The sequence below is a fragment of the Pontibacter arcticus genome (genome assembly GCF_003284895.1).
Taxonomy (GTDB): Bacteria; Bacteroidota; Bacteroidia; order Cytophagales; family Hymenobacteraceae; genus Pontibacter; species Pontibacter arcticus.
On sequence record NZ_QMDV01000003.1, the window covers coordinates 2,501 to 24,309 of the forward strand.

13 protein-coding genes and 2 rRNA genes (1 of these 15 cut by a window edge) are annotated in these 21,809 nt (G+C 46.9%); 7 read left to right on the forward strand and 8 right to left on the reverse strand.

Features of this window, described 5'->3' with window-relative positions:
• Positions 1–1,906 (forward strand): 23S ribosomal RNA (locus DP923_RS09560); it begins 989 nt to the left of the window's first position.
• A 108-nt stretch (positions 1,907–2,014) separates the two neighbouring features.
• Positions 2,015–2,126: ribosomal RNA gene (gene rrf / locus DP923_RS09565) — 5S ribosomal RNA — on the forward strand.
• A 234-nt stretch (positions 2,127–2,360) separates the two neighbouring features.
• Here the strand turns inward: rrf and DP923_RS09570 are convergent.
• The 6 genes from DP923_RS09570 to DP923_RS09595 all read right to left on the reverse strand — a co-directional run bounded on the left by DP923_RS09570 (position 2,361) and on the right by DP923_RS09595 (position 10,587).
• Entirely contained in the window at positions 2,361–3,644 is a 1,284-nt protein-coding gene (locus DP923_RS09570; protein WP_112305655.1) for a M16 family metallopeptidase, read from the reverse strand.
• 20 nt (positions 3,645–3,664) lie between these two features.
• A complete protein-coding gene (gene porV, locus DP923_RS09575) occupies positions 3,665–4,792 on the reverse strand; it encodes a type IX secretion system outer membrane channel protein PorV (RefSeq protein WP_112305656.1) in 1,128 nt (375 codons plus the stop codon).
• Between the two features lie 50 nt (positions 4,793–4,842).
• On the reverse strand, positions 4,843–8,769 hold the full coding sequence (gene porU, locus DP923_RS09580; RefSeq protein ID WP_239020990.1) for a type IX secretion system sortase PorU: 3,927 nt from the start codon (positions 8,767–8,769) through the stop codon (positions 4,843–4,845).
• A gap of 47 nt (positions 8,770–8,816) precedes the next feature.
• Positions 8,817–9,068 carry a phosphoribosylformylglycinamidine synthase subunit PurS gene (gene purS, locus DP923_RS09585; RefSeq protein WP_112305657.1) on the reverse strand — a complete coding sequence of 84 codons (252 nt, stop codon included), beginning with the start codon at positions 9,066–9,068 and terminating at the stop codon, positions 8,817–8,819.
• Positions 9,065–9,781: a CDP-alcohol phosphatidyltransferase family protein gene (locus tag DP923_RS09590; RefSeq protein WP_112305658.1), complete on the reverse strand. Its 717-nt coding sequence runs from the start codon at positions 9,779–9,781 to the stop codon at positions 9,065–9,067. The genes purS and DP923_RS09590 overlap by 4 nt, the downstream gene beginning before the upstream one ends.
• 170 nt (positions 9,782–9,951) lie before the next feature.
• Positions 9,952–10,587: an MBL fold metallo-hydrolase gene (locus DP923_RS09595; RefSeq protein WP_112305659.1), complete on the reverse strand. Its 636-nt coding sequence runs from the start codon at positions 10,585–10,587 to the stop codon at positions 9,952–9,954.
• Between the two features lie 84 nt (positions 10,588–10,671).
• Here DP923_RS09595 and DP923_RS09600 point away from each other — a divergent pair, with 84 nt between their 5' ends.
• The 3 genes from DP923_RS09600 to DP923_RS09610 all read left to right on the forward strand — a co-directional run bounded on the left by DP923_RS09600 (position 10,672) and on the right by DP923_RS09610 (position 16,248).
• Positions 10,672–11,751 (forward strand): NAD(P)/FAD-dependent oxidoreductase, encoded by a 1,080-nt coding sequence (locus DP923_RS09600; protein ID WP_112305660.1) that lies wholly within the window; start codon positions 10,672–10,674, stop codon positions 11,749–11,751.
• A gap of 136 nt (positions 11,752–11,887) precedes the next feature.
• Positions 11,888–15,085 carry a PD40 domain-containing protein gene (locus tag DP923_RS09605; protein WP_112306216.1) on the forward strand — a complete coding sequence of 1,066 codons (3,198 nt, stop codon included), beginning with the start codon at positions 11,888–11,890 and terminating at the stop codon, positions 15,083–15,085.
• A gap of 5 nt (positions 15,086–15,090) precedes the next feature.
• A complete protein-coding gene (locus DP923_RS09610) occupies positions 15,091–16,248 on the forward strand; it encodes a serine hydrolase domain-containing protein (RefSeq protein ID WP_112305661.1) in 1,158 nt (385 codons plus the stop codon).
• 617 nt (positions 16,249–16,865) lie between these two features.
• Here the strand turns inward: DP923_RS09610 and DP923_RS09615 are convergent.
• Positions 16,866–18,416 carry a SulP family inorganic anion transporter gene (locus tag DP923_RS09615; protein WP_112305662.1) on the reverse strand — a complete coding sequence of 517 codons (1,551 nt, stop codon included), beginning with the start codon at positions 18,414–18,416 and terminating at the stop codon, positions 16,866–16,868.
• A 310-nt stretch (positions 18,417–18,726) separates the two neighbouring features.
• Positions 18,727–19,419 carry a phosphoribosylformylglycinamidine synthase subunit PurQ gene (gene purQ, locus DP923_RS09620; RefSeq protein WP_112305663.1) on the reverse strand — a complete coding sequence of 231 codons (693 nt, stop codon included), beginning with the start codon at positions 19,417–19,419 and terminating at the stop codon, positions 18,727–18,729.
• Positions 19,420–19,548: 129 nt separating this feature from the next.
• On the opposite strand from purQ, the gene DP923_RS09625 reads away from it, so the two are divergent.
• Positions 19,549–20,430, forward strand: a complete 882-nt coding sequence (locus DP923_RS09625; RefSeq protein ID WP_112305664.1) for a YicC/YloC family endoribonuclease — start codon at positions 19,549–19,551, stop codon at positions 20,428–20,430.
• A 295-nt stretch (positions 20,431–20,725) separates the two neighbouring features.
• Positions 20,726–21,526, forward strand: coding sequence for a M57 family metalloprotease (locus DP923_RS09630; protein WP_112305665.1), 801 nt, complete (start codon positions 20,726–20,728; stop codon positions 21,524–21,526).
• Positions 21,527–21,809: the final 283 nt, after the last annotated feature.

Sequence of the window (21,809 nt, forward strand, 5' to 3'; positions counted from 1 at the left end):
CCTGCGCCGAGAGGGAAAGAACCCAGACCATCAGCTAAGGTCCCAAAGTCCACGCTAAGTTGAACAAAGGGGGTCCAGTTGCCTAGACAGCCAGGATGTTGGCTTGGAAGCAGCCATTCATTTAAAGAGTGCGTAACAGCTCACTGGTCGAGCGACAGGGCATCGATAATAATCGGGCATCAAGCATGGCACCGAAGCTATGGATTTATACATTGTATAAGTGGTAGGGGAGCATTCTAACGGCGGTGAAGGCGTCCTGTCAGGGGCGTTGGAGCTTTTAGAAAAGCAAATGTAGGCATAAGTAACGATAATGCGGGCGAGAAACCCGCACACCGAAAGACCAAGGTTTCCTGATCAACGCTAATCGGATCAGGGTTAGTCGGGTCCTAAGGCCGAGGCGAAAGCGCAGGTCGATGGACAACTGGTTAATATTCCAGTACCGGCTACATATAGCGATGCGGTGACGGAGAAGTGAAAGGACTGCGCACTGACGGAATAGTGCGTTAAAGGCCGTAGGTATAGGATTGGGAGGCAAATCCCCCAGTCTTGCTGAAAGCTGATAGTACTCCAAGCCTTCGGGCGCGGAGATAATGTCCCTAATCCGGCTCCCAAGAAAACCCGCTAAGCGTTTAAATATGTAGCCGCCCGTACCGCAAACCGACACAGGTGGTCGAGGAGAGAATCCTAAGGTGCTCGAGTGAATCACGGCCAAGGAACTCGGCAAAATGGCCCTGTAACTTCGGGAGAAGGGGCGCTTCCTTGTAGCAATACAAGAAGCCGCAGTGAAAAGGCCCAGGCGACTGTTTAACAAAAACACATGGCTTTGCGAAATCGAGAGATGAAGTATAAGGCCTGACACCTGCCCGGTGCTGGAAGGTTAAGAGGGGGGGTTAGCCGCAAGGCGAAGCTCTGAATCGAAGCCCCAGTAAACGGCGGCCGTAACTATAACGGTCCTAAGGTAGCGAAATTCCTTGTCGGGTAAGTTCCGACCTGCACGAATGGTGTAACGATCTGGGCGCTGTCTCAGCCGTGAGCTCGGTGAAATTGTAGTCTCGGTGAAGATGCCGAGTACCCGCAACGGGACGGAAAGACCCCGTGCACCTTTACTATAGCTTAACATTGACTCTGGGTAACTCATGTGTAGGATAGGCCGGAGGCTGTGAAGTGGCGTCGCTAGGCGTCATGGAGCCATCCTTGAAATACGGCCCTTGAGTTGCTTGGAGCCTAACCTCCTAGAAGGGGGAACAGTGTTTGGTGGGTAGTTTGACTGGGGTGGTCGCCTCCAAAATAATAACGGAGGCTTTCAAAGGTACCCTCAGCACGCTTGGTAACCGTGCGTAGAGCGCAATAGCACAAGGGTGCTTGACTGTGAGGCCTACAAGCCGAGCAGGGCCGAAAGGCGGATATAGTGATCCGGTGGTTCCGCATGGAAGGGCCATCGCTCAAAGGATAAAAGGTACGCCGGGGATAACAGGCTGATCTCCCCCAAGAGCTCATATCGACGGGGAGGTTTGGCACCTCGATGTCGGCTCGTCACGTCCTGGGGCTGGAGAAGGTCCCAAGGGTTCGGCTGTTCGCCGATTAAAGTGGCACGCGAGCTGGGTTCAGAACGTCGTGAGACAGTTCGGTCCCTATCTGTTGTGGGCGTTGGAGATTTGAGGGGTTCTGACCTTAGTACGAGAGGACCGGGTTGGACGAGCCTCTGGTGTACCTGTTGTCGCGCCAGCGGCAGCGCAGGGTAGCTACGCTCGGATGGGATAAGCGCTGAAAGCATCTAAGTGCGAAACCCACCCCAAGATGAGATCTCCCTGTAAGGGCCGTCAGAGACGATGACGTTGATAGGCCGCAGGTGTAAAGCTGGAAACAGCACAGCCGAGCGGTACTAATTGCCCGGGCGCGTTCTCTATAAGCTTCGGCTTGAAGAATCCGGTTTACAACCGGCCCGCCTCTTCTTGCTCTCTCCCAAAAGTCAAATAACTTATGCCATTATGTGCAACCAAGACTGCACAACGATAATGGTGGCTATGGCTCCGGTGTTCACCTCTTCCCATCCCGAACAGAGAAGTTAAGCCCGGATGCGCCGATGGTACTGCCTTCACAGGTGGGAGAGTAGGTGGCCGCCAACCCCTTCAAATCCTCCCCGTTTACGCCACGTAGACGGGGAGGATTTTGCTTTATAACAATCCAAGGAAACAACAGTTGAAATACAGCAGCTCAGATTTACAACTGTTTAACACTTGTCCGGCGGGTGTTATCCTGTTTCAACATCTTCAAGTGAAGATCCGAATCATATCTATCAAGCAATAAAAAAGGGTTTCTGATTTATTCAGAAACCCTTTTTTATTGAAATAAGCTGAAGCTTAACTATTCGGGCCAGCTACAGAGATATAGAGGTCATCAACACTTAAATATTGCTTAGCTAAAGCTAACAACTCCTGAGCTGTTGTATGTTTGATTGTTGCTACGTAGTTACTGTAATGATCTACAGGTAACCTATATAAGACTAAGCGTTTATAACGGTCACATTGGTCGAAGATGGTATTGATATCATTCAGGAATTTGCCTAGCATATAATTTTTAACTGTCTGCAATTCATCCTCTGGGATTTCTTCCTGCTGAAGTAAGCTAATCTCTTTCTTAATCTCTTCAATTGTATTGGCTGTAACAGCGCTGTTCACATCTGTTCCGATGTAAAATAGGGTATCCGTTTCTTTTGGGGATATAGCCGAATGTATCCCGTAAGTATAGCCCTTGTCTTCGCGGATATTACGCATCAGCCTGGAACCGAAGTAGCCTCCCAGTACCTCATTCAATAAGATCAATTTTAAGTAATCTTTGTGCTGGATAACAGGAAACTGCTTACCAACCCTGATCGAAGATTGTATACTTTCAGGCATATGTACCAACTCATATTTGTTACTGGCTGAGTTAATAGTATAGGTAGGAGCAGTAGCAATAATCTCTTCATCTGACTGCATAGCACTAATACCAGAAATGAGAAGCTGTTCCGTCTTATCATCAATACTTCCACAGGCGAATACTTCCAACCCTTTTACCTGAAAATGTTGCTTATAAAATGCTTCAATCTGTTCTAAAGAAATAGCATCAAAAGCTGTTTCATCAAAGCCATAGATATAAGGGTGTTGTTCCCCATAAATTTGTTTTGTAATTTGATGTGTAGCCAGGTAATTATTCTTCTCCCTTTGAACTTTGAGTCCTTGTATGGTCCGTTCTTTGAGGAGCTCGAACTCTTGTGAGGGGAAGGAAGGATTTTGTAACACATCAAATACCAAGGGTAGAAGCTCATCTACGTGTTTGGCAAGGCAGTACAAAGTAAATTCACTGCGGTCGTAGCCGTGGTTGCTTTCGAAAGAGGCTCCGTAAAAAGCAATTGTCTCAGCAATTTGCTTGGCCGTTCTGCTTTTGGTGCCTTCAAATAGCATTTTAGCCGTAAGATCTGAAACACCTAATTGCTGATCGTACCATTTACCGGCCTTAAAAACAAAATCCAGCCTGATGACAGGCTGGGTTTCGCTTTTTATTATATGAAGATTTGCTCCGTTTGGTAGGTTTGTAACCTGGCCTTGTTGCAGTGATATAGTGTCTATATCGTATACTTCGGGAGCTTTTGTTCTATCAAGCATGCACAAATTCTAAAGTGAAATTATTCTAAGTTTAAAGCAAGGCTAAAGCGCCAGGTGTTAGCTAACGGGTTTCCTTGTTCGTTTGGTACTAAATAAGCCGCATCCAATCCGAATTTCTGATAACGGAGTCCAACGCCCATTGAGAAAAATTTACGTCCGCCTTTTTCAGGGTTCTCGTAGAAGTAACCGGCTCTGGCGGCAAAAAGTTTGTTATACCAGTATTCCACACCACCAGATAAGTTTACTTCCTGCATTTCTTCACTAAATCCGCCTTCCGCATCTCCGAAAGAAGAGAAAATACCACTTATAACGGTTTGGTCAGTATCAGCGCCCGGAGATGGTACTAAAAGCTTGTTGGCATCTAATACAAAGGTAAGCGTATTGTAGGCATCCAGGTTATAGGTTACTGCCGTACCAATTTTTAAGTTAGTTGGCAGAAAATCTTTCTCATCCTGGGTGGTGTAGGCGATCTTACCACCAATATTCGAAATGTTACCGGCCAGTGCCAGGTTAATTTTCTGACTCAGATCTTTCTGGTAATACACACCTACATCTACAGCAGCAGTATTGCCTGGCTTAGATTCGAAGGATTGCGTAGGGCCACTCACATTTACGTTACCGGCAAGGTTAGAGTGGATAAAGCGCGCTCCGATACCCACACTAAAGTTTTCGCTTAGCGCCTGGCCATACCCAAGAGAAATAGTATACTCTTTCGGGCGATAGTCCTGGATAGGTTGTTGGTTGGCATCTATAAACTGGAGCTCTCCCAGATCAAAGTATAAAAGTGATAAAGATAAGGCAGATGTTTCGCTTACTTTTTTATAACCTGATAAATAACTCAGCGACATATCATCTACAATGTTAGCCAGCCACGGAGAGTAAGATAAACTAACACTCATATCGGTTGGGACGAAGCCTAATTTTGCAGGATTCCAGAAAGGAGAATTGGCATCCGGGCTAAGGGCAACACCGGCATCACCGAGCGCAGCAGAGCGGGCATCCGGGGCTACCGTAAGTATAGGTACAGCTGTAGTTACTGCTCTCACATCGTTATCCTGACCAGTAGTGCCTTGAGCAAAAACAACTTGCGCTGAGGTAAAGGCAAACGCAAATGCAGCAGCCTTGAAAAATATACTTCTTTTATACATAAAATGAGTAGTGATATCTAAATCAAATATAAAGATATTAGTAGATTATACTAATTTAAAATTACTAGTTTCTCGAATTTTGAGGTTTTAGAGCCATCCTGCTGCGACCTTATGTTTACCTTATAAATGTAAACGCCCCGAGCCAGCAAATCATTGTACTCATCGCGGCCGTTCCAGGTTAGCGCTGCTAAATGAGTAGGGCTGTTATAAGCTGTTGCCTCCAGTGTTTTTATCAATTTACCCGACACCGTAAAAATCTGTACCTGTATTTCGATGGTTTCGCCAGCCCTGTTATGGTCGAAATGGAAGGTAGTTTTAGTTGAGAACGGGTTCGGGTAATTGAGCACGTGTTCTAACGCAATTTTGGAGTCATTAGATACAATAAATTCTATATATTCTTCGGATGAATTATTATGCGTGTCCCATGCCCTGAGTTTCAGGGAGTGCGGGCCAGGCGCAAGGTCTTTTAAATTGTATCGGATGCGGCCTTCCTGGTACGTATCTGGCTCCGAAGTATAATAGTCATTCAGAACAATAAGGTGATCCGGTTTGCCATCTAAGGTTGCTGTAAGTTCGTGGGCAGTGCCTATACCTGCTGTGTTGATGCCGTTATCATCAAAAAGTTTGGCAAGCAGTAAGGGGTTATTGTTAGTTACGCCTCCAAACACAAAAGACTCATCCTGCATGTATACTTTAATAGTAGGCGGGGTATTATCTGCTGCCTGGTCTTTTGCTATGCCACCAACCAGAAAGTGTGTGGCTGCACCCATCGCCTCATTTTGGTTATTGGATGCATACAGTGTTATTCGTCCTGCGCCTATCCGCGGATCAATATCTTTAGGCACCACAAAACTAACCTCGAACAGGCCATTTTTTATACTTGCCTTGCCATCGTAAATAATGTTTTCGCGGAGCTGCACCGGCATTTTTGCTGTGTTCTCATCTCCCAAAGTATAACGGGTAACTGGCTTTTCGTAAACGGTAAGATGCAACTGGCCGGTAAAAGCTGAGTTAATACCTGCATCAGAAAGTATACTTCCGGCCAGTGTTACTTTCCCTAAAGCGCTTAATGTATCCTGTGCCAGCGGCTTGCCATTAAACTGCGTAATTTGCGCTTGTAGCGCGGGCTGAGCGAGCTGTAACGTAGGGTCGCAGAGCAAGGTGAAGTTACGATTATTAACGTCACCAGCACCGTTTAAGCCATCTGTTATACTTGTATTTTTGGTCTGAAGCATTACATCGCCTAAACGGATTGCATTACCGGCAAAAGCGCTTTTAAAAAAATTGCGGTTCAGGATGCGGTTATTGAAGGAATAGACCGGACGTGTAGTAGTAAGCAAACCAATTACGCCGCCTTCCGGGTGTAGCAGGGCTGCCTCGGCACCGGAAGCACGGGCCGGATCATCGTAACGGCCAAACTCACAGGTAGCAGTCAGCAGGAAAGCCAGTTTGTCTTTGTTACGCCAGCTTTTTATCTGCGCCATCGTCAGGATCTGTTCCGAAGCCAGCGTAAGTTCGTTGCCGTGGCCGGTATAATTGATCAGTAACGAGCCTTGTTCGATGGCTTTATCTAAAGCTGCGTTGGCTTCAGGTGCACGCTGGCTGCCGTTGCCTTGCGCAATTTGCGGATACAAGTCGATGTATACTTTGTTGGAAGTATAAACCGGTGCAGTAGTTTCTAAATAAGTTGCCAGAAATTCGGAATCCTGCTGGTGCTCGTTAAAATCGGCATCATCGGCCACAAACGTAATCTGGTTACGCCATTTGCCAAAGTGCTGAGGGCTTTCGTACGCGATGATCTTATTCACAACTATGGCGGCTTCGGAGGGTGTTTTAACCGGTAAGCGGCCAATGCCGATATCCAGCAAATGGTCGCCGGTCAGGTCTTCCTGCCATTCGCCTTCTTCGTCATCCAAAAAACCGTAATAATCTTCGGAAGAATAACTGTAGATCGGGTGCAGCGATTCTCTGGACTGATAGACCGGAACAAAGTTAGTATTTACCAGCTGGCGGTTTTTATAATCATAAGAGGCATCCCCGAACAGCAGTAAGTATACTTTCTCATCGCCACTTTTCCGGCTGCGGCTGTACACCATACGCATAAAATCGCGGATGGCGGTAACATCCTGCGCCCCCGACGAAAACTCGTTATAGATCTGCTGCGTGGTTACCACCTGCACATGCAGGTTACTTTTGCGGCTCCGGTATTCGGCCAGGCGTTTGGCTTCGGATAAGAACTGCGGATGCGTTACGATAACCAGATCAGTTGTGCCATTCAGGTTAAGCGCATGCAAATTCTGATTCGCTACTTTACCTACTGGCGTTGGCTTTATACCGGCAGTATTCCGGAACACTACAAACTCGCGAAGCACATCTGTGGGCGCACTAAAGCTGAAGCCGTTGTTTATACTTGTTTCCTGCAGCACGGGCCGCGTGGGTGTTGTTACATCCCAGATTATACTTGCAGCCGGCGCGCCACCAACTGTAAAGGTACTTACAGCCGAATTCATACTTGCCAGCGACCGGAAAGCCGTTTGCTCGCCGTAAAGTTGCAGTTGCCGTTCGTACTCCAGTTCTAAATAATTCAGGTAGCCGAGTGCCGCCGAGTTTCCTTCAGGATTAAACTGCACCGAAGCTTTTAGCTCGGTTGCGTTGCCAATGGCCTGCTGGTTCAAAGTATAAGTTCGGGTACTTTTTACGCCTTCCGGGTGATAATCTGCGCCGCCCCGGCCGGTTATACTTTGCGAACCTAACAATTGGTTGTTCAGCTTAACTGCAAACGAACTGTTAACAGACGAATTTGCCATAAGCGCGGCCGTAAGTTTAAGTTCAGAGCCAGGCGCCAAACCACTAGCAGCAAACTGAAAAACACGCTCCGGGTTAAACGAACTAAACTCTTCGCCATACCACTCCCTACCCGATAAAACCATGTTACGCAAGTCGTTTTCATAAAAAGCGCGTTCATTGTAGGTAGTTATACTTTGCGTAGCGCCTGCAGCCTGGCCTCGCACAGCAATCCGCGCACCCGGCTCGTAGCCTACCCGCAAAAAGTAATAAGCTGTATCGGAGTAAACATTATAACTGTGGCTGAATTTCTTTTGAGCGGCATCATACTGCCAGGTATGCGGCCCCTGCCCGTAAAAAAGTATAAAGTCGTTGTCATCAAACTTACCATCGGCCTCGCCTGATACCATAACCGCATTTTCCTGGAGGTCGTTGGGGCGGGGAGCGCTGTTGGGTTGCGGCAACATGCCACCGCCGTTGCCAAAAAGCTGAATCGTTTTAGGATTTATACTTCGGACATCAATGCCCAGCTTTTGCAGCACACCTTTATCTATCTTATGAATGCCCGTTTCGGTTATGGCAAGTTTGTACCAGTTGCCCGCGCTCAGTACGGAATTGGAAGTGAAATTTGCTGCCTTTATACTTTGAAATACGGCCTGCGTGCTTTGCCCTGAAGTATAAGTATAGCTGAACGAAGTCAGTTTTTCGAGTTGGTTGGTTTGCGGGTTGCGGCGCACCGGAAGTATGGTTACCAGGCTTACTGGCAACCTGTTTTCTTTGGTGTTGATGATATAAACATCGGGAGCGGAGCCAATGGCAGCGCCGGCAAAAAGCTTTTGCTCTGCTGGGGTAAAAGCCGCGTAAGTGGTGGCAGTCAGGTACAGGTTGCTGATACGGGCATCCGGAATCCTGAAACGAAAGTAGGGTAGCCGTTTCTGATGATCTATCGCGGCGCCTTTAAAAGCGGGAATGGTGCCCGGATGGTCCGGAGTCGGGAAAACTTTTTCCTGTTTATCCCAGGTAAGTATAAAGGGTGTGGCATCAGGTGTTTGCGCGAATGCCTTCTGAGTTTTTACACAGAGAACACACAGCATAAACACAAACAATAATCGCAGAGGCCGCATCCTGAAAGCTGAATGTAAGGTAAGAAATAATGCCCGCACACCACCTTGCCAGGCATGCGCGGGCATCATCCCTAAGTTAATAAATTTAAAACTAAATAGTGTCTTTCGGGCTGCTATTAAGCTTGTTTCAGCTCGAACGTGTACGACTCCATGATCAGGTTGGCCAGTAACTTGCTGCAGGCTTTTTCTACCTTTTCGTTGGCGATGGCTTCTGTTTCTGCTTCCAGTTGCAGGGTAATATGTCTGCCGATGCGTACATCACTTACCTGGTCAAGGCCAAGGTGTTCCAGACCAAGTAAAACGGCTTTACCTTGTGGGTCTAACAACTCCGGACGAGGCATTACATCAATTTCAGCTATAAATTTCATGAGGTTGAAGTATGTGAGGTTTTTTTGAAAACAGACAAAAGTATATACAGCAGAATAATCAGCGGTATGGCCGCGAAGTTAAGAAGAGCCAGTAAGATAACCGACAAACCAAGGAAAATAAACCGCAGCGAATTATCTTTCCAGGTAAGGCTCTTAAACTTGAGGGCAAATAAAGGCAGTTCGGCCACCAGCAAAAACGAGAGTGTAGCAGTAAGTATAACCAGCACGTACGGGTTCAGGATGATGTCGAAAAGTACCAAAGAATCGGTGCTGGAAAGTATAAGCGGCAGCGAAGCGACCACCATCGTGCAGGCCGGTGTGGGCAACCCGATAAATGAATCGGTCTGGCGGGTATCGATGTTAAACTTTGCCAGCCGCAGCGCCGAAAAGATGGTGACCACAAACCCGAAAAAAGCCAGTATATCAACAGGAATACCCAGTATGGCTTTATCGGCACGCAAGATCAGCATAAACAGCATCACGCCCGGCACCACACCAAACGATACCATATCGGCCAGCGAATCGAGTTGCTTTCCTATTTCGGAATAGGCTTTGAGTACGCGCGCCAGCATCCCATCCAGGAAATCGAGCACGGCAGCAATGGCCACCAGGTAGGAGGCAGAAGCAAGTTCGCCTTTAAAAGCAAAGTATAACGCCAGGCATCCCGAAAAAAGATTGAGGCACGTAACGGCATTAGGTATGTGTTTTTTCATGAAAGCAGCTGGTCAGATTTTAGACGCTAGATTTTAGTAGCTAGACAAAAGAAAACTTGACAAAGGAAAAAAGACGAGGTTTGAAAAGTATAAGCAAGCGCTACAATTATCTTTTGTCTGATAGTCCTTTGTTATTTTAAGTCTAACATCTAGCGTCTAAAATCTAGTATCTAATTTAAAAATGGATTATACTTTTTCTCGTGGCCGATGGTGGTTTCGGGACCGTGACCCGGGTAAACGGTTACTTCATCAGGCAACGTAAAAAGCTTTGTTTTTATACTTTGGATAAGCGTGTTGTGGTCGCCGAGGGGCAGGTCGGTGCGGCCTATACTTTGCCGGAACAACACATCGCCGCCAATTACAATTTTCTCGGCTTCGTTGTAAAACACGACGTGGCCCGGTGCATGGCCAGGCGCAAAAATTACTTTCAGCTCCGTGTTCCCGAACTTAATGGTATCGCCTTCTTTTAAGTAAGAGGTTGGCAATAATTCGGCATACATGGCAAAACCGTAGTTGGGCGCATAGGTTGGCACAGAACGTAAAACCTGCTCGTCTTCAGCATGAATTTCTAAACCAACTTTATAGGTATCAGCTACAAATTTATTGCCCAGCACGTGGTCTATGTGGCAATGCGTGTTCAGTAGGCGCTCCACTTTCAGGCCGTTATCTGTGATATATTGTTTCAGTTCTTCGCGTTCGTGCGCCTCGTAGCAGCCCGGGTCTATTACTACGCAGGCTTTTGTCTCGTCGTGGAGCAGGTAAGTGTTTTCCTGAAAAGGATTAAACGTAAGGCAGGTAACCTTCATATTTTCTGATTCAGTTTAAATGCATGCCGTAAAATCGGCTCTTAAAGTTACTAATTTAAGGGGTACATCTCGTATCTTGCCCTTATGATTTATGATTTTATAGTGGTAGGCCACGGCCTGGCCGGCGCCATACTTGCCCATACCTTACGTAGCAAAGGCCAACATGTATTAGTGATAGACGAGCCACGGCCAAGTTCGGCATCCAATGTGGCAGCAGGTTTACTGAACCCGTTGGCAGGCAAACGCTTCGCAAAATCGTGGCTGGCCGATGAATTTGTTCCGGCCGCCGATGCTTTTTACGACGAACTGGAAGCACATTTTGAGCAGGATATCTTCATTCATAAACCGATCTACAAGATATTTTCTTCTGTGGAGGAGCAGAATACCTGGATGGCCAAAAGCGCCGGCACACAATGGGAAGGCTACATTCTGGAAACGCATACCCAAAGTATAAACCAACCCACCATTCAGGATCCGTTTGGCGGCATTATGATAGGCAAAGGCGGCTACCTGCAGGTTTCCGAAATGCTGCAACTCCTCACCAACGAACTGCTGGAGAAAGGTTTGTTGTTGCCCGAACGCTTCGAAATGGAGCAACTAACACTAACAGAGCAGGGCGTAACCTATAAAGCAATAGCCGCAAAGCACCTTGTTTTTTGCGAAGGCTACCAGGTTATACACAATCCATACTTTAAATGGCTGCCCATACAACCTACCAAAGGCGAAGTGCTGGAAGTACAAACCGAGAATTTTGAAGCCGAATGCATCTATAATAAAGCTGTTTACGTTGTTCCGGTAGGGAGTGGGAAGTATAAAATAGGCGCTACCTACGACTGGCGAAACCCCGACGAAGAACCGACCCCGCAAGGGCAACAGGAACTGGCCGAGCGTTTCAGCCAGATCACTTCCCAGCCTTTCGAAGTTACAAACCATTGGGCAGGCATACGCCCGGCCGTGCGCGACAGAAGGCCGCTGGCGGGTGTGCATCCGGAGCATAAACAGCTCAGCGTTTTTAATGGGATGGGCTCTAAAGGCGTGCTGATGGCACCTTACCTGGCAGCGCAGTTTGCGGCCGCGCTAACAGGCCAGGGAGAGTTGCTGCCAGAAGTGCACATTTCCAGGTATTTTTCGTTATATTACAACTACATAAATCACAAAGTATAAGGATATAAAAACGCAGGAATAACCAGAGGTTTAAGGAAAGTATAAATTGGTAAGTATAACCGGTTTATGCGCTTAAACCTTTTTTGGGTTACTGTACTTTGTTATCCGGATGCTTATAACCGTTAACCCTGAGCGCATGCGTTTTCCTGTAAGGTTATTGTTTTTAGGTATGCTCCTGGCCGGGGCAGCCACCAGTGGGCAGGCACAGCCAGGCCGCGATACGTTCGGCAAAAGCCGCATTCAGTACCAGTCTTTCGATTGGAAACTCTACAGCACCCAGAATTTTAATGTATACTTTTACAAAGGCGGCGATAAAACAGCCCAGAACGCGGCAGCCTACGCCGAACAGGAACTAAAGCGCATTACCAGCCTGATTGGTTATTACCCGTATGCCAAGGTTACGCTCATACTTTACAATTCTCCTTCTGATCTGAAGCAAAGCAACATCGGCCTCGATAACGACCTGTACCAGACGGGCGGCGAAACGCTGTTCATGAAAAACAAAGTAGAGCTCGCTTTCGAAGGCACGCAAACAGATTTCAAGCGCAAAGTAAGCTACAAACTTACCGAGTTGCTGATGAACGACATGATGTATGGGGGCAGCCTGAAAGAAGCCCTGCAAAGCAGCTACCTGCTTAAATTACCGGATTGGTTTATCAGCGGAACGGCAGCTTATACTTCGGAAGGGTGGAGCATTGGCATGGATAACTTTATGCGCGATATGCTGCTGAACGATACCGACAAGCGCATCGAAAAATACATGTTGCGCGATGCCGAAAAAACCGGCCAGTCCATCTGGAACTACATTGCCGAACGCTACGGCTACACCGCCATCCAAAACATACTTAACCTCACGCGCATTACCCGCGATGTGGAGATCGGGATTACCAGCAGCCTGAACATACCCTACAAGCGCTTCATCCAGGACTGGCACAACTATTACACCCAGATAAATACACGCACTGATAACCCGCTAACGGCGCTGCCCGAAAACGCCAAGCTCTTCCGGAAAAACAAACACGACCGCAGCTATACCGAACCTGTCCTAAACCCGGCCGGAACCCTGCTGGCCTACGCCGAAAATGACAATGGCAAGTATAAAATTATCGTGCAGGAAGTAAAAACCAAACGCAGCCGCATAGTTTGGAAAGGCGGCTACAAAAGCATGGACCAGCTGATAGATTATACAGTTCCGGTACTGGCGTGGCGCAATAACGGCCAGCTGGGTTTCGTGGAATCGCGCCGCGGCCAAATGACGCTGCGGCAGGTGAGCGCCCGCAACCACGTATCCATGATACCGCTGCTCGAGAATTTAATGACGGCATCTGCTACGCTAAAAGATTTTTCGCTGGTACGCGATATGAGCTATTCCCCGGATGGGCAGACCATCGTGATCAGTGGCGTGCAGGCTGGCCAGAGCGATTTATACTTGCTGCGGCCTAACGGAGCTTTGCTACGCCAGCTTACCGATGATGTGTTTGATGATATTCAGCCGGTTTTCCTGAAAGATGGTTCTATCGTTTTCAGCTCCAACCGTTGGGTAGATGAAGCAGGTAAGCCAGGCACAGCTACTTTCAGCAGTCTGGTTAATAACTACGATATTTTCCAGGTGCAGCCACAAACACAGCCGGCCGTTTACACCCAGCTGACGTCTACTATTTCAAGTGAGTTCAGGCCGCGCGCGCAGGCAGATGGCAGCTTTACCTACATCGGCGAAGAAAGTGGCATCCGGAGCATTTACAAGTATGATTTTGCCAATAGCAACTCGGTAGCCGTTAGTGGTTTCGCGCAAAGTATAGAGCAATACGATTACAATGCAGAAACCAATACACTTGCCTTTACAGCACAAGACAAAGGCCGCAGCTTTGTATACCTGCTTCCTGGTTTTGCTGCTACTTCGCTGGCAGAGCTGCCAAAAACTTCGCGTCAGATCATACTGGAGACGCGCGCCCGCACCGCCCAGAATGCTGTAACGGCAGCAACAACCCGCGCCCTGCTCGCAGAACAGCAGAAAAAGCAGGACACCACTCGCACGCGGGCAGAAGTAAATATCGAGAACTACCAGTTTGATGGCGATAACGGAAACGAACCGGAAGAACCTAAACCGAAACCTGCTGTGCGCCGGGCCGGCGCTGTAGCTGCCGCATCGCAGTTATCCGGCCCCCTCGACTATGATCTGCGTTTCAGTATGCAGGAAATTACGACTTCTGTGTATGCCGATCCGATGCTGGGTTTTGGCCTTGTGGCTGGCGTAAATATGAGCGATTTGTTCGAGAACCACCACATCCGGGGCTCGGCCTTTTTGCGCACCGATCTGGAAACAAGCCGCTTTGCCGCAGAATACATGAACCTGAAAAACCGGGTAGACCTGGGCATGCAATTTAACCGCGATATCATTTTATCACCTGATGACGAAACAGGAGCAATATATAGGCTATCGAAAAATGAATTCTCCCCTGTGCTGGTGTACCCGCTAAGCTATAGTACCAGTTTACGCGTAAAGCCAAAATTTGTAAATACCCGCTCTACTATTGTTAACAGCCTGGCCACGCCCGATAGTGTAACAAATTTTGGCGGCGGTAATGTGGAGCTGGTGTATGATAACTCGGTGGCAACGGGCGTAAATATGCTGGAAGGTACACGCTTTAAGGTTGGTTTGCTTTCTTTAAAAGGCTTTGAGGACTCCGACCTGAACTTTAATAAGTTTTATGTTGATTTCAGGCACTACCAGAAACTGCACCGCCAGATTGTGCTGGCAACCCGTATAAGTTATGGCGCATTTTTTGGCAACTCGCCTAAGCGCTTCTTAATTGGTGGTATGGATAACTGGCTGATCGCGAACGAAGACGAAGAATCCGATATAAATGACATTGTAATTCAATCGCCGGCCGACCTGTTTTACCTGCAATATGTAACGCCGCTCCGGGGTTTTAACTTTAATGCCCGAAACGGCGATAAACACCTGATGGCCAATGCTGAACTTCGTATCCCGATTGTGCAATACCTGTTTAATGGCGCTATTCCGTCCGGCTTCTTCCGAAACTTACAACTAACCGCTTTTGCAGATGCGGGCTCGGCGTACAGCGGCTCTAACCCTTTTACAGGCCGCAATTCTTTTAGCACACGCGTAGTAGGTGGCCGCACCAGTCCAACCCAAAACGACCCCTTCGAAGTAATTGTGACCAACTACCGCAACCCGTTCCTGATCGGGTACGGTTTTGGTGCCCGTACCACTTTACTGGGCGTTTATGGTAAACTGGATGTAGCCTGGGGCGAAGAAGATTACAAGCGCAACGGCCCTAAATTCTACCTGACCTTGGGCTACGATTTTTAATTTTTATGCGCAAAAGCCCGGGAGTAACACGATTTGCAATAGGAGCAGTGGCCATAGCAGGTTTACTGGCAGCCATACTGCACCTCAGCGGAAAAAACTATGTGTACAAGGCACTTTACTACAACTTCGCGGATATAGATGATAACCTCATTTTTGAGCAGCGCAAAGTAGAAGCGCCCTCCGTAACGCAGCCCTGGCCCGTTTCCTCAAAGTATAACAAAGCTATACTTCCTACCAGCCTCGAAAAAGTAAACGAAGAACTGGAAACGGTTGCTTTTCTGGTAATAGCCAAAGACTCCATACTTTACGAAAAGTATTGGGATGGCTACTCCGAAAACTCTAAAAGCAATTCGTTTTCGATGGCCAAAAGTATCGTAAGCATGCTGGTAGGGGCCGCCATCAAAGATGGAAGTATAAAAAGTGTAGAGCAACCAGTCAGCGATTTCCTTCCTGGTTTTAAAGAAGGCGATAAAGCCAGAATCACGATAAAGCATTTGCTCTGGATGAGCTCCGGCCTGAACTGGGACGAATCGTACAGTAACCCGCTCTCCATGACAACCGAAGCTTACTATGGCACCGACCTCAAAAAAATAATTGGCCGCCTGCAACCCGTAGAAGCACCGGGCCAGCAGTTTAGTTACAAAAGCGGCGATACACAGATCCTGGGTCTTGTATTGGAAGCTGCTACAGGCAAATCGTTAGGCGCGTATGCCGAAGAAAAGATATGGAGACCGATCGGGGCTAAAAACGATGCCGAATGGAGCGTAGACAAACCCGATGGAATCGAAAAAGCCTATTGCTGCTTCTTCTCTAACGCCCGGGACTTTGCCCGGCTGGGCCGTTTATACTTACACAACGGCACCTGGAACGGCGATACCATTGTACCACCGGATTACGTGCGCGCCTCGCTTACTGCCAATGGCCTGCGAGATGCTGCAAACGGCGAAAAAGTTAACTTTTATGGGTACCAGTGGTGGTTGCTTCCGAACTACAAAGGGCAGGACATCTTTTATGCGCGTGGCATATTGGGCCAGTACATCGTCGTTATTCCTGAAAAAGAGATCATCATCGTACGCTTAGGGAAAAAACGCGGCGAGCGCATCAAAAACCACCCCAGCGAAATCCTGACCATGATCGATGCTGCAAATGAAATGGTGGAGTAGGATGTATAGCTATACTTTGTCTGAAGAGATAAGCTGTTTTTAAAGTATCATCGGGCTTACTAATAAAACGTGAAGTTGGAATTTGCTGCAATTGCTATCGTAGCTGGTTATTTTCTTTAGTGAGAATTTACTTGTTGTATAGTAGGCTTTTTCGCCTCGCCGGCTAGGCCTTACTTTTCTTCTTGATAAGAACAGAGGGCCCCTACCCCCAAAGTAAGCAAAAGAATCAAGACAATTCGGAACTCGCTGACGCTCAAACATCGAATTGTCACAATGATGCACCTGGCTCAAGTCTTTCTCTCTTAGCTAAAGTATGATTTTATACTTTGTTAATCGAAGAAGAAAACTTTTCCAGTTTTCGCGTTCTGCGCCTTGTGAATTTCCGGTGCGAAGCAGCCGTTAGGCAGGAAATAAACACAGCGCTGAAGGGGAAAACGCGGCGAGCGCGGCCGCCGAGCGCGAAAGCTAGCTATGTAAACTAAAAACTTTCACAAAGTAAAACACCCAGCTATGTTAGCAATGACAAAAGCAACGAATCCCAAATGACATTAAAGTATAAAATCCTGCTGTTTAACCAAACAGCAGGATTTTATACTTTAAAACTAAATAAATTAAGCTTAAGTCAGTTTATCGGTAACAACGGCGTAGTGCGGGTCTTCCAGGATATTCACTTCAATCACAGCCTGGGCATTGTGCAGCAGCGTACGGCAATCGGGGCTGAGGTGGCGGAGGTGCAGTTTTTTGCCGGCTTTCTGGTAACGCTCCGTCAGTTTGTTCAGTGCATCAATGCCCGACATATCGGCTACCCGGCTTTCCTTAAAATCAATGATTACTTCCGCAGGGTCATCAGCTACATCAAATTTCTCATTAAAAGCAGCCACAGAACCGAAGAAAAGCGGGCCGTAAATTTCGTAATGTTTTACGCCGGCTGCGTCGGTATACTTTCTGGCCCGGATGCGTTTAGCGCTTTCCCAGGCAAAAACCAGCGCCGAGATAATAACCCCGATCAACACAGCCAGCGCCAGGTTATGCAGCCAAACAGTAATAACCGCTACTAATATCCCAACAAAAATATCGTGTTTAGGCATTTTGTTGATGATCCGGAGACTGATCCACTCAAAGGTACCAATCGAAACCATAACCATAACGCCAACCAGTGCGGCCATCGGCACACGTTCTATAACGGGAGCGCCCACCAGTATAATAATAAGTATTGTAAAGGCTGCTACAATACCGGCCAACCTTGCTCTGGCACCTGCCGAAAGGTTTACAAGCGTTTGCGCGATCATGGCGCAGCCGCCCATCCCGAAGAAAAACCCGTTTAATACGTTGGCCGTGCCCTGCGCTATACTTTCGCGGTTGCCTTGTCCGCGGGTTCCGGTTATTTCATCAACCAAATTAAGGGTAAGCAAACTTTCGGTAAGTCCCACACCAGCCATGATCAACGCATAAGGGAAAATAATAGCGAGCGTATCTAGTGTAAAAGGTATTTCGGGGATGTGGAAAGGAGGCAGGCCACCGCTAACAGATGCAATGTCTTTTACCACTTTGGTATCGATGCCAAAACCCAGTACAATAGCAAACACCACCATAATAGCTACCAGCGAAGGCGGCACAGCCTTGGTAACTTTAGGAAGCAGCACAATAATAGCAATGGTTAACGCAACCAGGCCAAGCATCGTGTATAACGGGCTGCCGGCAAGCCAGGTGACTTCGCCGTTTACAATGGTCTTAAACTGCTCTAACTGCGACATAAAGATGATAACCGCCAGGCCGTTTACAAACCCGAACATAACCGGTTGGGGCACCAGCCGGATAAATTTCCCCAGCTTAAAAATGCCAACCAGTATCTGAAGTACGCCTGCCAGCGCTACGACCGCAAATACATACTCCAGGCCATGCGATTGCATCAGGGCAATAAGAACTACAACCGTTGCGCCCGCGCCACCCGATATCATGCCCGGTCTGCCACCAAGTACGGCTGTAACCAAACCCATAATAAAAGCGGCATACAAACCCATCAGCGGCGGGAAACCGGCAAGTATGGCAAACGAAAGCGACTCCGGGATCATGGTCATGGCTACGGTGAGGCCGGCCAGTATTTCCACTTTATAGTCTACTTTCTGAGAAAAATCAAAAATACGTAAATATGGTTTTGTACCTAACATACAGGTATATAATAAAGATAGGGGCTACAGTACAGTGATAGGTAAAGGTTAACGCTATACCCATACATACCGCAGCAGATTACAAAAAAATATATTAAGAGGATATTTTAAAGCCGGGGAAGGCTATAACAGGTAAGTGTCAGGGGGGAGTAACGGATATAAATGGAGTGCTTTTTCTCATGACAGATACAAAACTAAGCATTCTATTTTTAATCGTTTTCACTTAAATTGATTTATTTAAGTGAAAAGCCCCACTAGGATACTAGCAGGGCCTTTTACTTAAAAATTATTTGTAAATGAAAAGTATAACTTAAGCGTTTACAGCTTCCAGTATAGATTCGAAAATGAACCGGCCATCAGTGTTTCCCAACTCAGGGTCTACGGCGCGCTCCGGGTGCGGCATCATGCCAAATACGTTTTTGTTCTCGTTGCTTACGCCGGCAATGTTCAGTAAGCTGCCGTTAATGTTGTAGATCTCGTGCGTATCGGCAATGTTGCTGCTATACTTAAACATGATCTGATCATTATCCTCGAGTTTGCGCAGCGTATCTTTATCGGCGTGGTAGCGGCCATCGCCGTGTGCTACGGGTATTTTGTAAGCCTTGTTCACATCCAGGTTGCGGGTAGGCAGCAGGTTGGTAGAAACCGGTTTGATGTACACATTATCGCAGATAAATTTGCGGTTGGCGTTGGGCAGCAAAGCGCCTGGCAGCAAACCGGCTTCGGTTAAGATCTGGAAACCGTTGCAGATACCCATTACATAACCACCTTTGTTGGCATGCTGCACCACTTCCTGCATAATAGGCGAGAAACGCGCAATGGCACCCGAACGGAGGTAATCACCGTACGAAAAACCGCCGGGCAAAAGTATAAAATCACAGCCTTGCAGGTCATGATCTTTGTGCCACAGCTTAACTACTTCCTGTTGCATGCCAATGCCGATTGCATCAACCAGGTCTTGGTCGCAGTTGGACCCCGGAAAAACGACTACACCAAATTTCATGATTCAAAGGTAATTAAAATATGATTGAGCTACCTACACAAAACCTGCTTTTGAAAGCTTTCGTGGTTTTGGCTGCACAAAAGTGATTAAATCTGACTATTTTGCCAAAGTATAAACAAATAAAAACTTATGTTACAGTCCATGACAGGCTTTGGCAACGCCCGCCTCGATGCCGACCAATACACGTTATCTGTTGAGATAAAGTCTCTGAACTCGAAAGGAATGGACCTGAGCGTACGCCTGCCGCGTTTTTTAGCGGAGCGTGAGTACGAGATCCGTAACCTGGTATCCAAATCGCTGATAAGAGGTAAAGTAAGCATCTGCATCGATTATACTCGCAACAAAGCGCAGAAAGCGAAGAACACCATCAACAAAGAGCTTTTAAAAACATACTATACCGAGCTGAGCGATGCGGCCGATGCAGTAGGCGCTTCGAAAGGAGAGTTGTTCAGGCTGGCGTTGCACATGCCCGAAGTACTGCAGCAGGACCAGGCCGAAGATGAAAGCGTTGAGGCTACCTGGGAAACAGTGCAGCCTTTATTAGCGGAAGCAATGGCCAACTTTAATACGTTTCGGGCGGATGAAGGCAAAGCGCTGACAACTGAGATTGTATCGTATATAGACCGTATACGGATTTTGCTGGCTGAAATTGAGAAGCAGGACCCGATCCGGGTAGAGCACATCAGAAACCGCATTAAAGGCCACCTCACCGAAATTTCTAGCGCAGACCACTTCGACCAGAACCGTTTTGAGCAGGAGATGATCTACTTTATGGAGAAGCTCGATATAGCAGAGGAAAAAGTACGCCTGATAAACCACCTGCATTATTTTACCGAAACCGTTTACCTGCCCGAGCCAACCGGCAAAAAGTTAGGCTTTATTGCGCAGGAAATTGGCCGCGAAATAAACACGATCGGCTCTAAGGCAAACGATGCCACCATACAGCACCATGTAGTGGAGATGAAAGAAGAGTTGGAGAAAATTAAAGAGCAGATAAACAACATCCTGTAAACACACTGCAACCTAGTAGTTACAGAAAGCCAGTTACACAAAAAATGTAACCGGCTTTTTTTGTTACCAATATAGTGTGGTTATCATGTGTTATTAATTGAGTTATAATTAATATTATTATATTTTAATATCCAAGTGATGAAATATTGTGATTAATAGTTGTTATTGTGTTTTTGTATTATTATACTCGTATGCTGTAAACCATATATTACTCAGCACTGAGTATGAAAGGTATAAAAGGCACAGAATACCAGTTAATCTATTCCCAATTTTTAACCTTAAAACAATTTCATCCATGCTTGCAAAACGCTTACTCTTATTATCGGCGATGGCCGTAACGATCGGTTTTACTTCTTGCCAGGACAAAGAAGACATAACCAGAAATGATGCTGTTTCTGAGTTAACACTTTCTCAGATCTCTAAACTGGGTTTCAGCAACAAAAACGTACTTAAAGTAGAGAATGGTTATATCGTAGAAGGCGATATTCTGTTAACTGACAGCGACCTGAAGGATGCTGGTAAAGTACAGGCGTTACGTGTTGGGGAATCTGAGCAGTATCGCACTACAAACCTTGTAAAAGGCTTGCCACGCGTAATTACGGTTGCCACTGACCCATCTTTGCCACGTACGTATGCGCAGGCACTGGATATTGTAGTGCAGCGTTACAACGCCGAAGGCCTGCAACTGACCTTTAAGCGTGTAACTTCCGGTGCTGACATTACGATGAAAAAAGCGCCGGCAACAGCTACTTACCTGGCATCTGCGGGTTTCCCTACAGCAGCAGGTAATCCTTTCAACTCTGTAACTGTTAACTCGCGTTACATGGGCGTAAACCCAGATGCAAACTATCTTGCTACTATCCTGGCGCACGAAATTGGCCACTGCATCGGTTTCCGCCACACAGATTATATGGATAGAAGCTATTCTTGTGGTGGCGATGTGGCTAACGAAGGACCAAGCATCTATGGCGCTATCCTGATACCGGGAACGCCTGCCGCTGCAGATCCTAACTCCTGGATGCTTGCCTGCATTGGCACTGGCGACGATCGTCCGTTTAATGCAAACGATAAAACTGCCCTTGATTACCTGTATTAAGGTTTCCAGCTTTTAAAAGAGAAGGCTCCTGTAGAATAACTACAGGAGCCTTTTTGTTTTTGCAGTTGCAGGTAAAAATACCACGCCATTGATACTAATTATCTGTTACCCAGGTAAAAAGTGAGCTATATTTTAAGTCTGTCGTATCGTCTTGATTATTTAATGTTAAAACATAAAAATTATCCCAAAAAAGCAAGTGTAAACATTAATTAGGAAGGATTATTCTTTAAAAAATTATAATTATTATTTAATGTGTGCGTAACCTTTAAGCTGTCTTGTGTTA

Coding starts and splice junctions, on each gene's coding strand:
- purS (WP_112305657.1), bottom strand. CDS start 9,068: ATGAAATTTATAGCTGAAATTGATGTAATGCCTCGTCCGGAGTTGTTA.
- DP923_RS09630 (WP_112305665.1), top strand. CDS start 20,726: ATGCTTGCAAAACGCTTACTCTTATTATCGGCGATGGCCGTAACGATC.
- DP923_RS09625 (WP_112305664.1), top strand. CDS start 19,549: ATGTTACAGTCCATGACAGGCTTTGGCAACGCCCGCCTCGATGCCGAC.
- porV (WP_112305656.1), bottom strand. CDS start 4,792: ATGTATAAAAGAAGTATATTTTTCAAGGCTGCTGCATTTGCGTTTGCC.
- DP923_RS09600 (WP_112305660.1), top strand. CDS start 10,672: ATGATTTATGATTTTATAGTGGTAGGCCACGGCCTGGCCGGCGCCATA.
- DP923_RS09610 (WP_112305661.1), top strand. CDS start 15,091: ATGCGCAAAAGCCCGGGAGTAACACGATTTGCAATAGGAGCAGTGGCC.
- DP923_RS09570 (WP_112305655.1), bottom strand. CDS start 3,644: ATGCTTGATAGAACAAAAGCTCCCGAAGTATACGATATAGACACTATA.
- porU (WP_239020990.1), bottom strand. CDS start 8,769: ATGATGCCCGCGCATGCCTGGCAAGGTGGTGTGCGGGCATTATTTCTT.
- DP923_RS09595 (WP_112305659.1), bottom strand. CDS start 10,587: ATGAAGGTTACCTGCCTTACGTTTAATCCTTTTCAGGAAAACACTTAC.
- purQ (WP_112305663.1), bottom strand. CDS start 19,419: ATGAAATTTGGTGTAGTCGTTTTTCCGGGGTCCAACTGCGACCAAGAC.
- DP923_RS09615 (WP_112305662.1), bottom strand. CDS start 18,416: ATGTTAGGTACAAAACCATATTTACGTATTTTTGATTTTTCTCAGAAA.
- DP923_RS09605 (WP_112306216.1), top strand. CDS start 11,888: ATGCGTTTTCCTGTAAGGTTATTGTTTTTAGGTATGCTCCTGGCCGGG.
- DP923_RS09590 (WP_112305658.1), bottom strand. CDS start 9,781: ATGAAAAAACACATACCTAATGCCGTTACGTGCCTCAATCTTTTTTCG.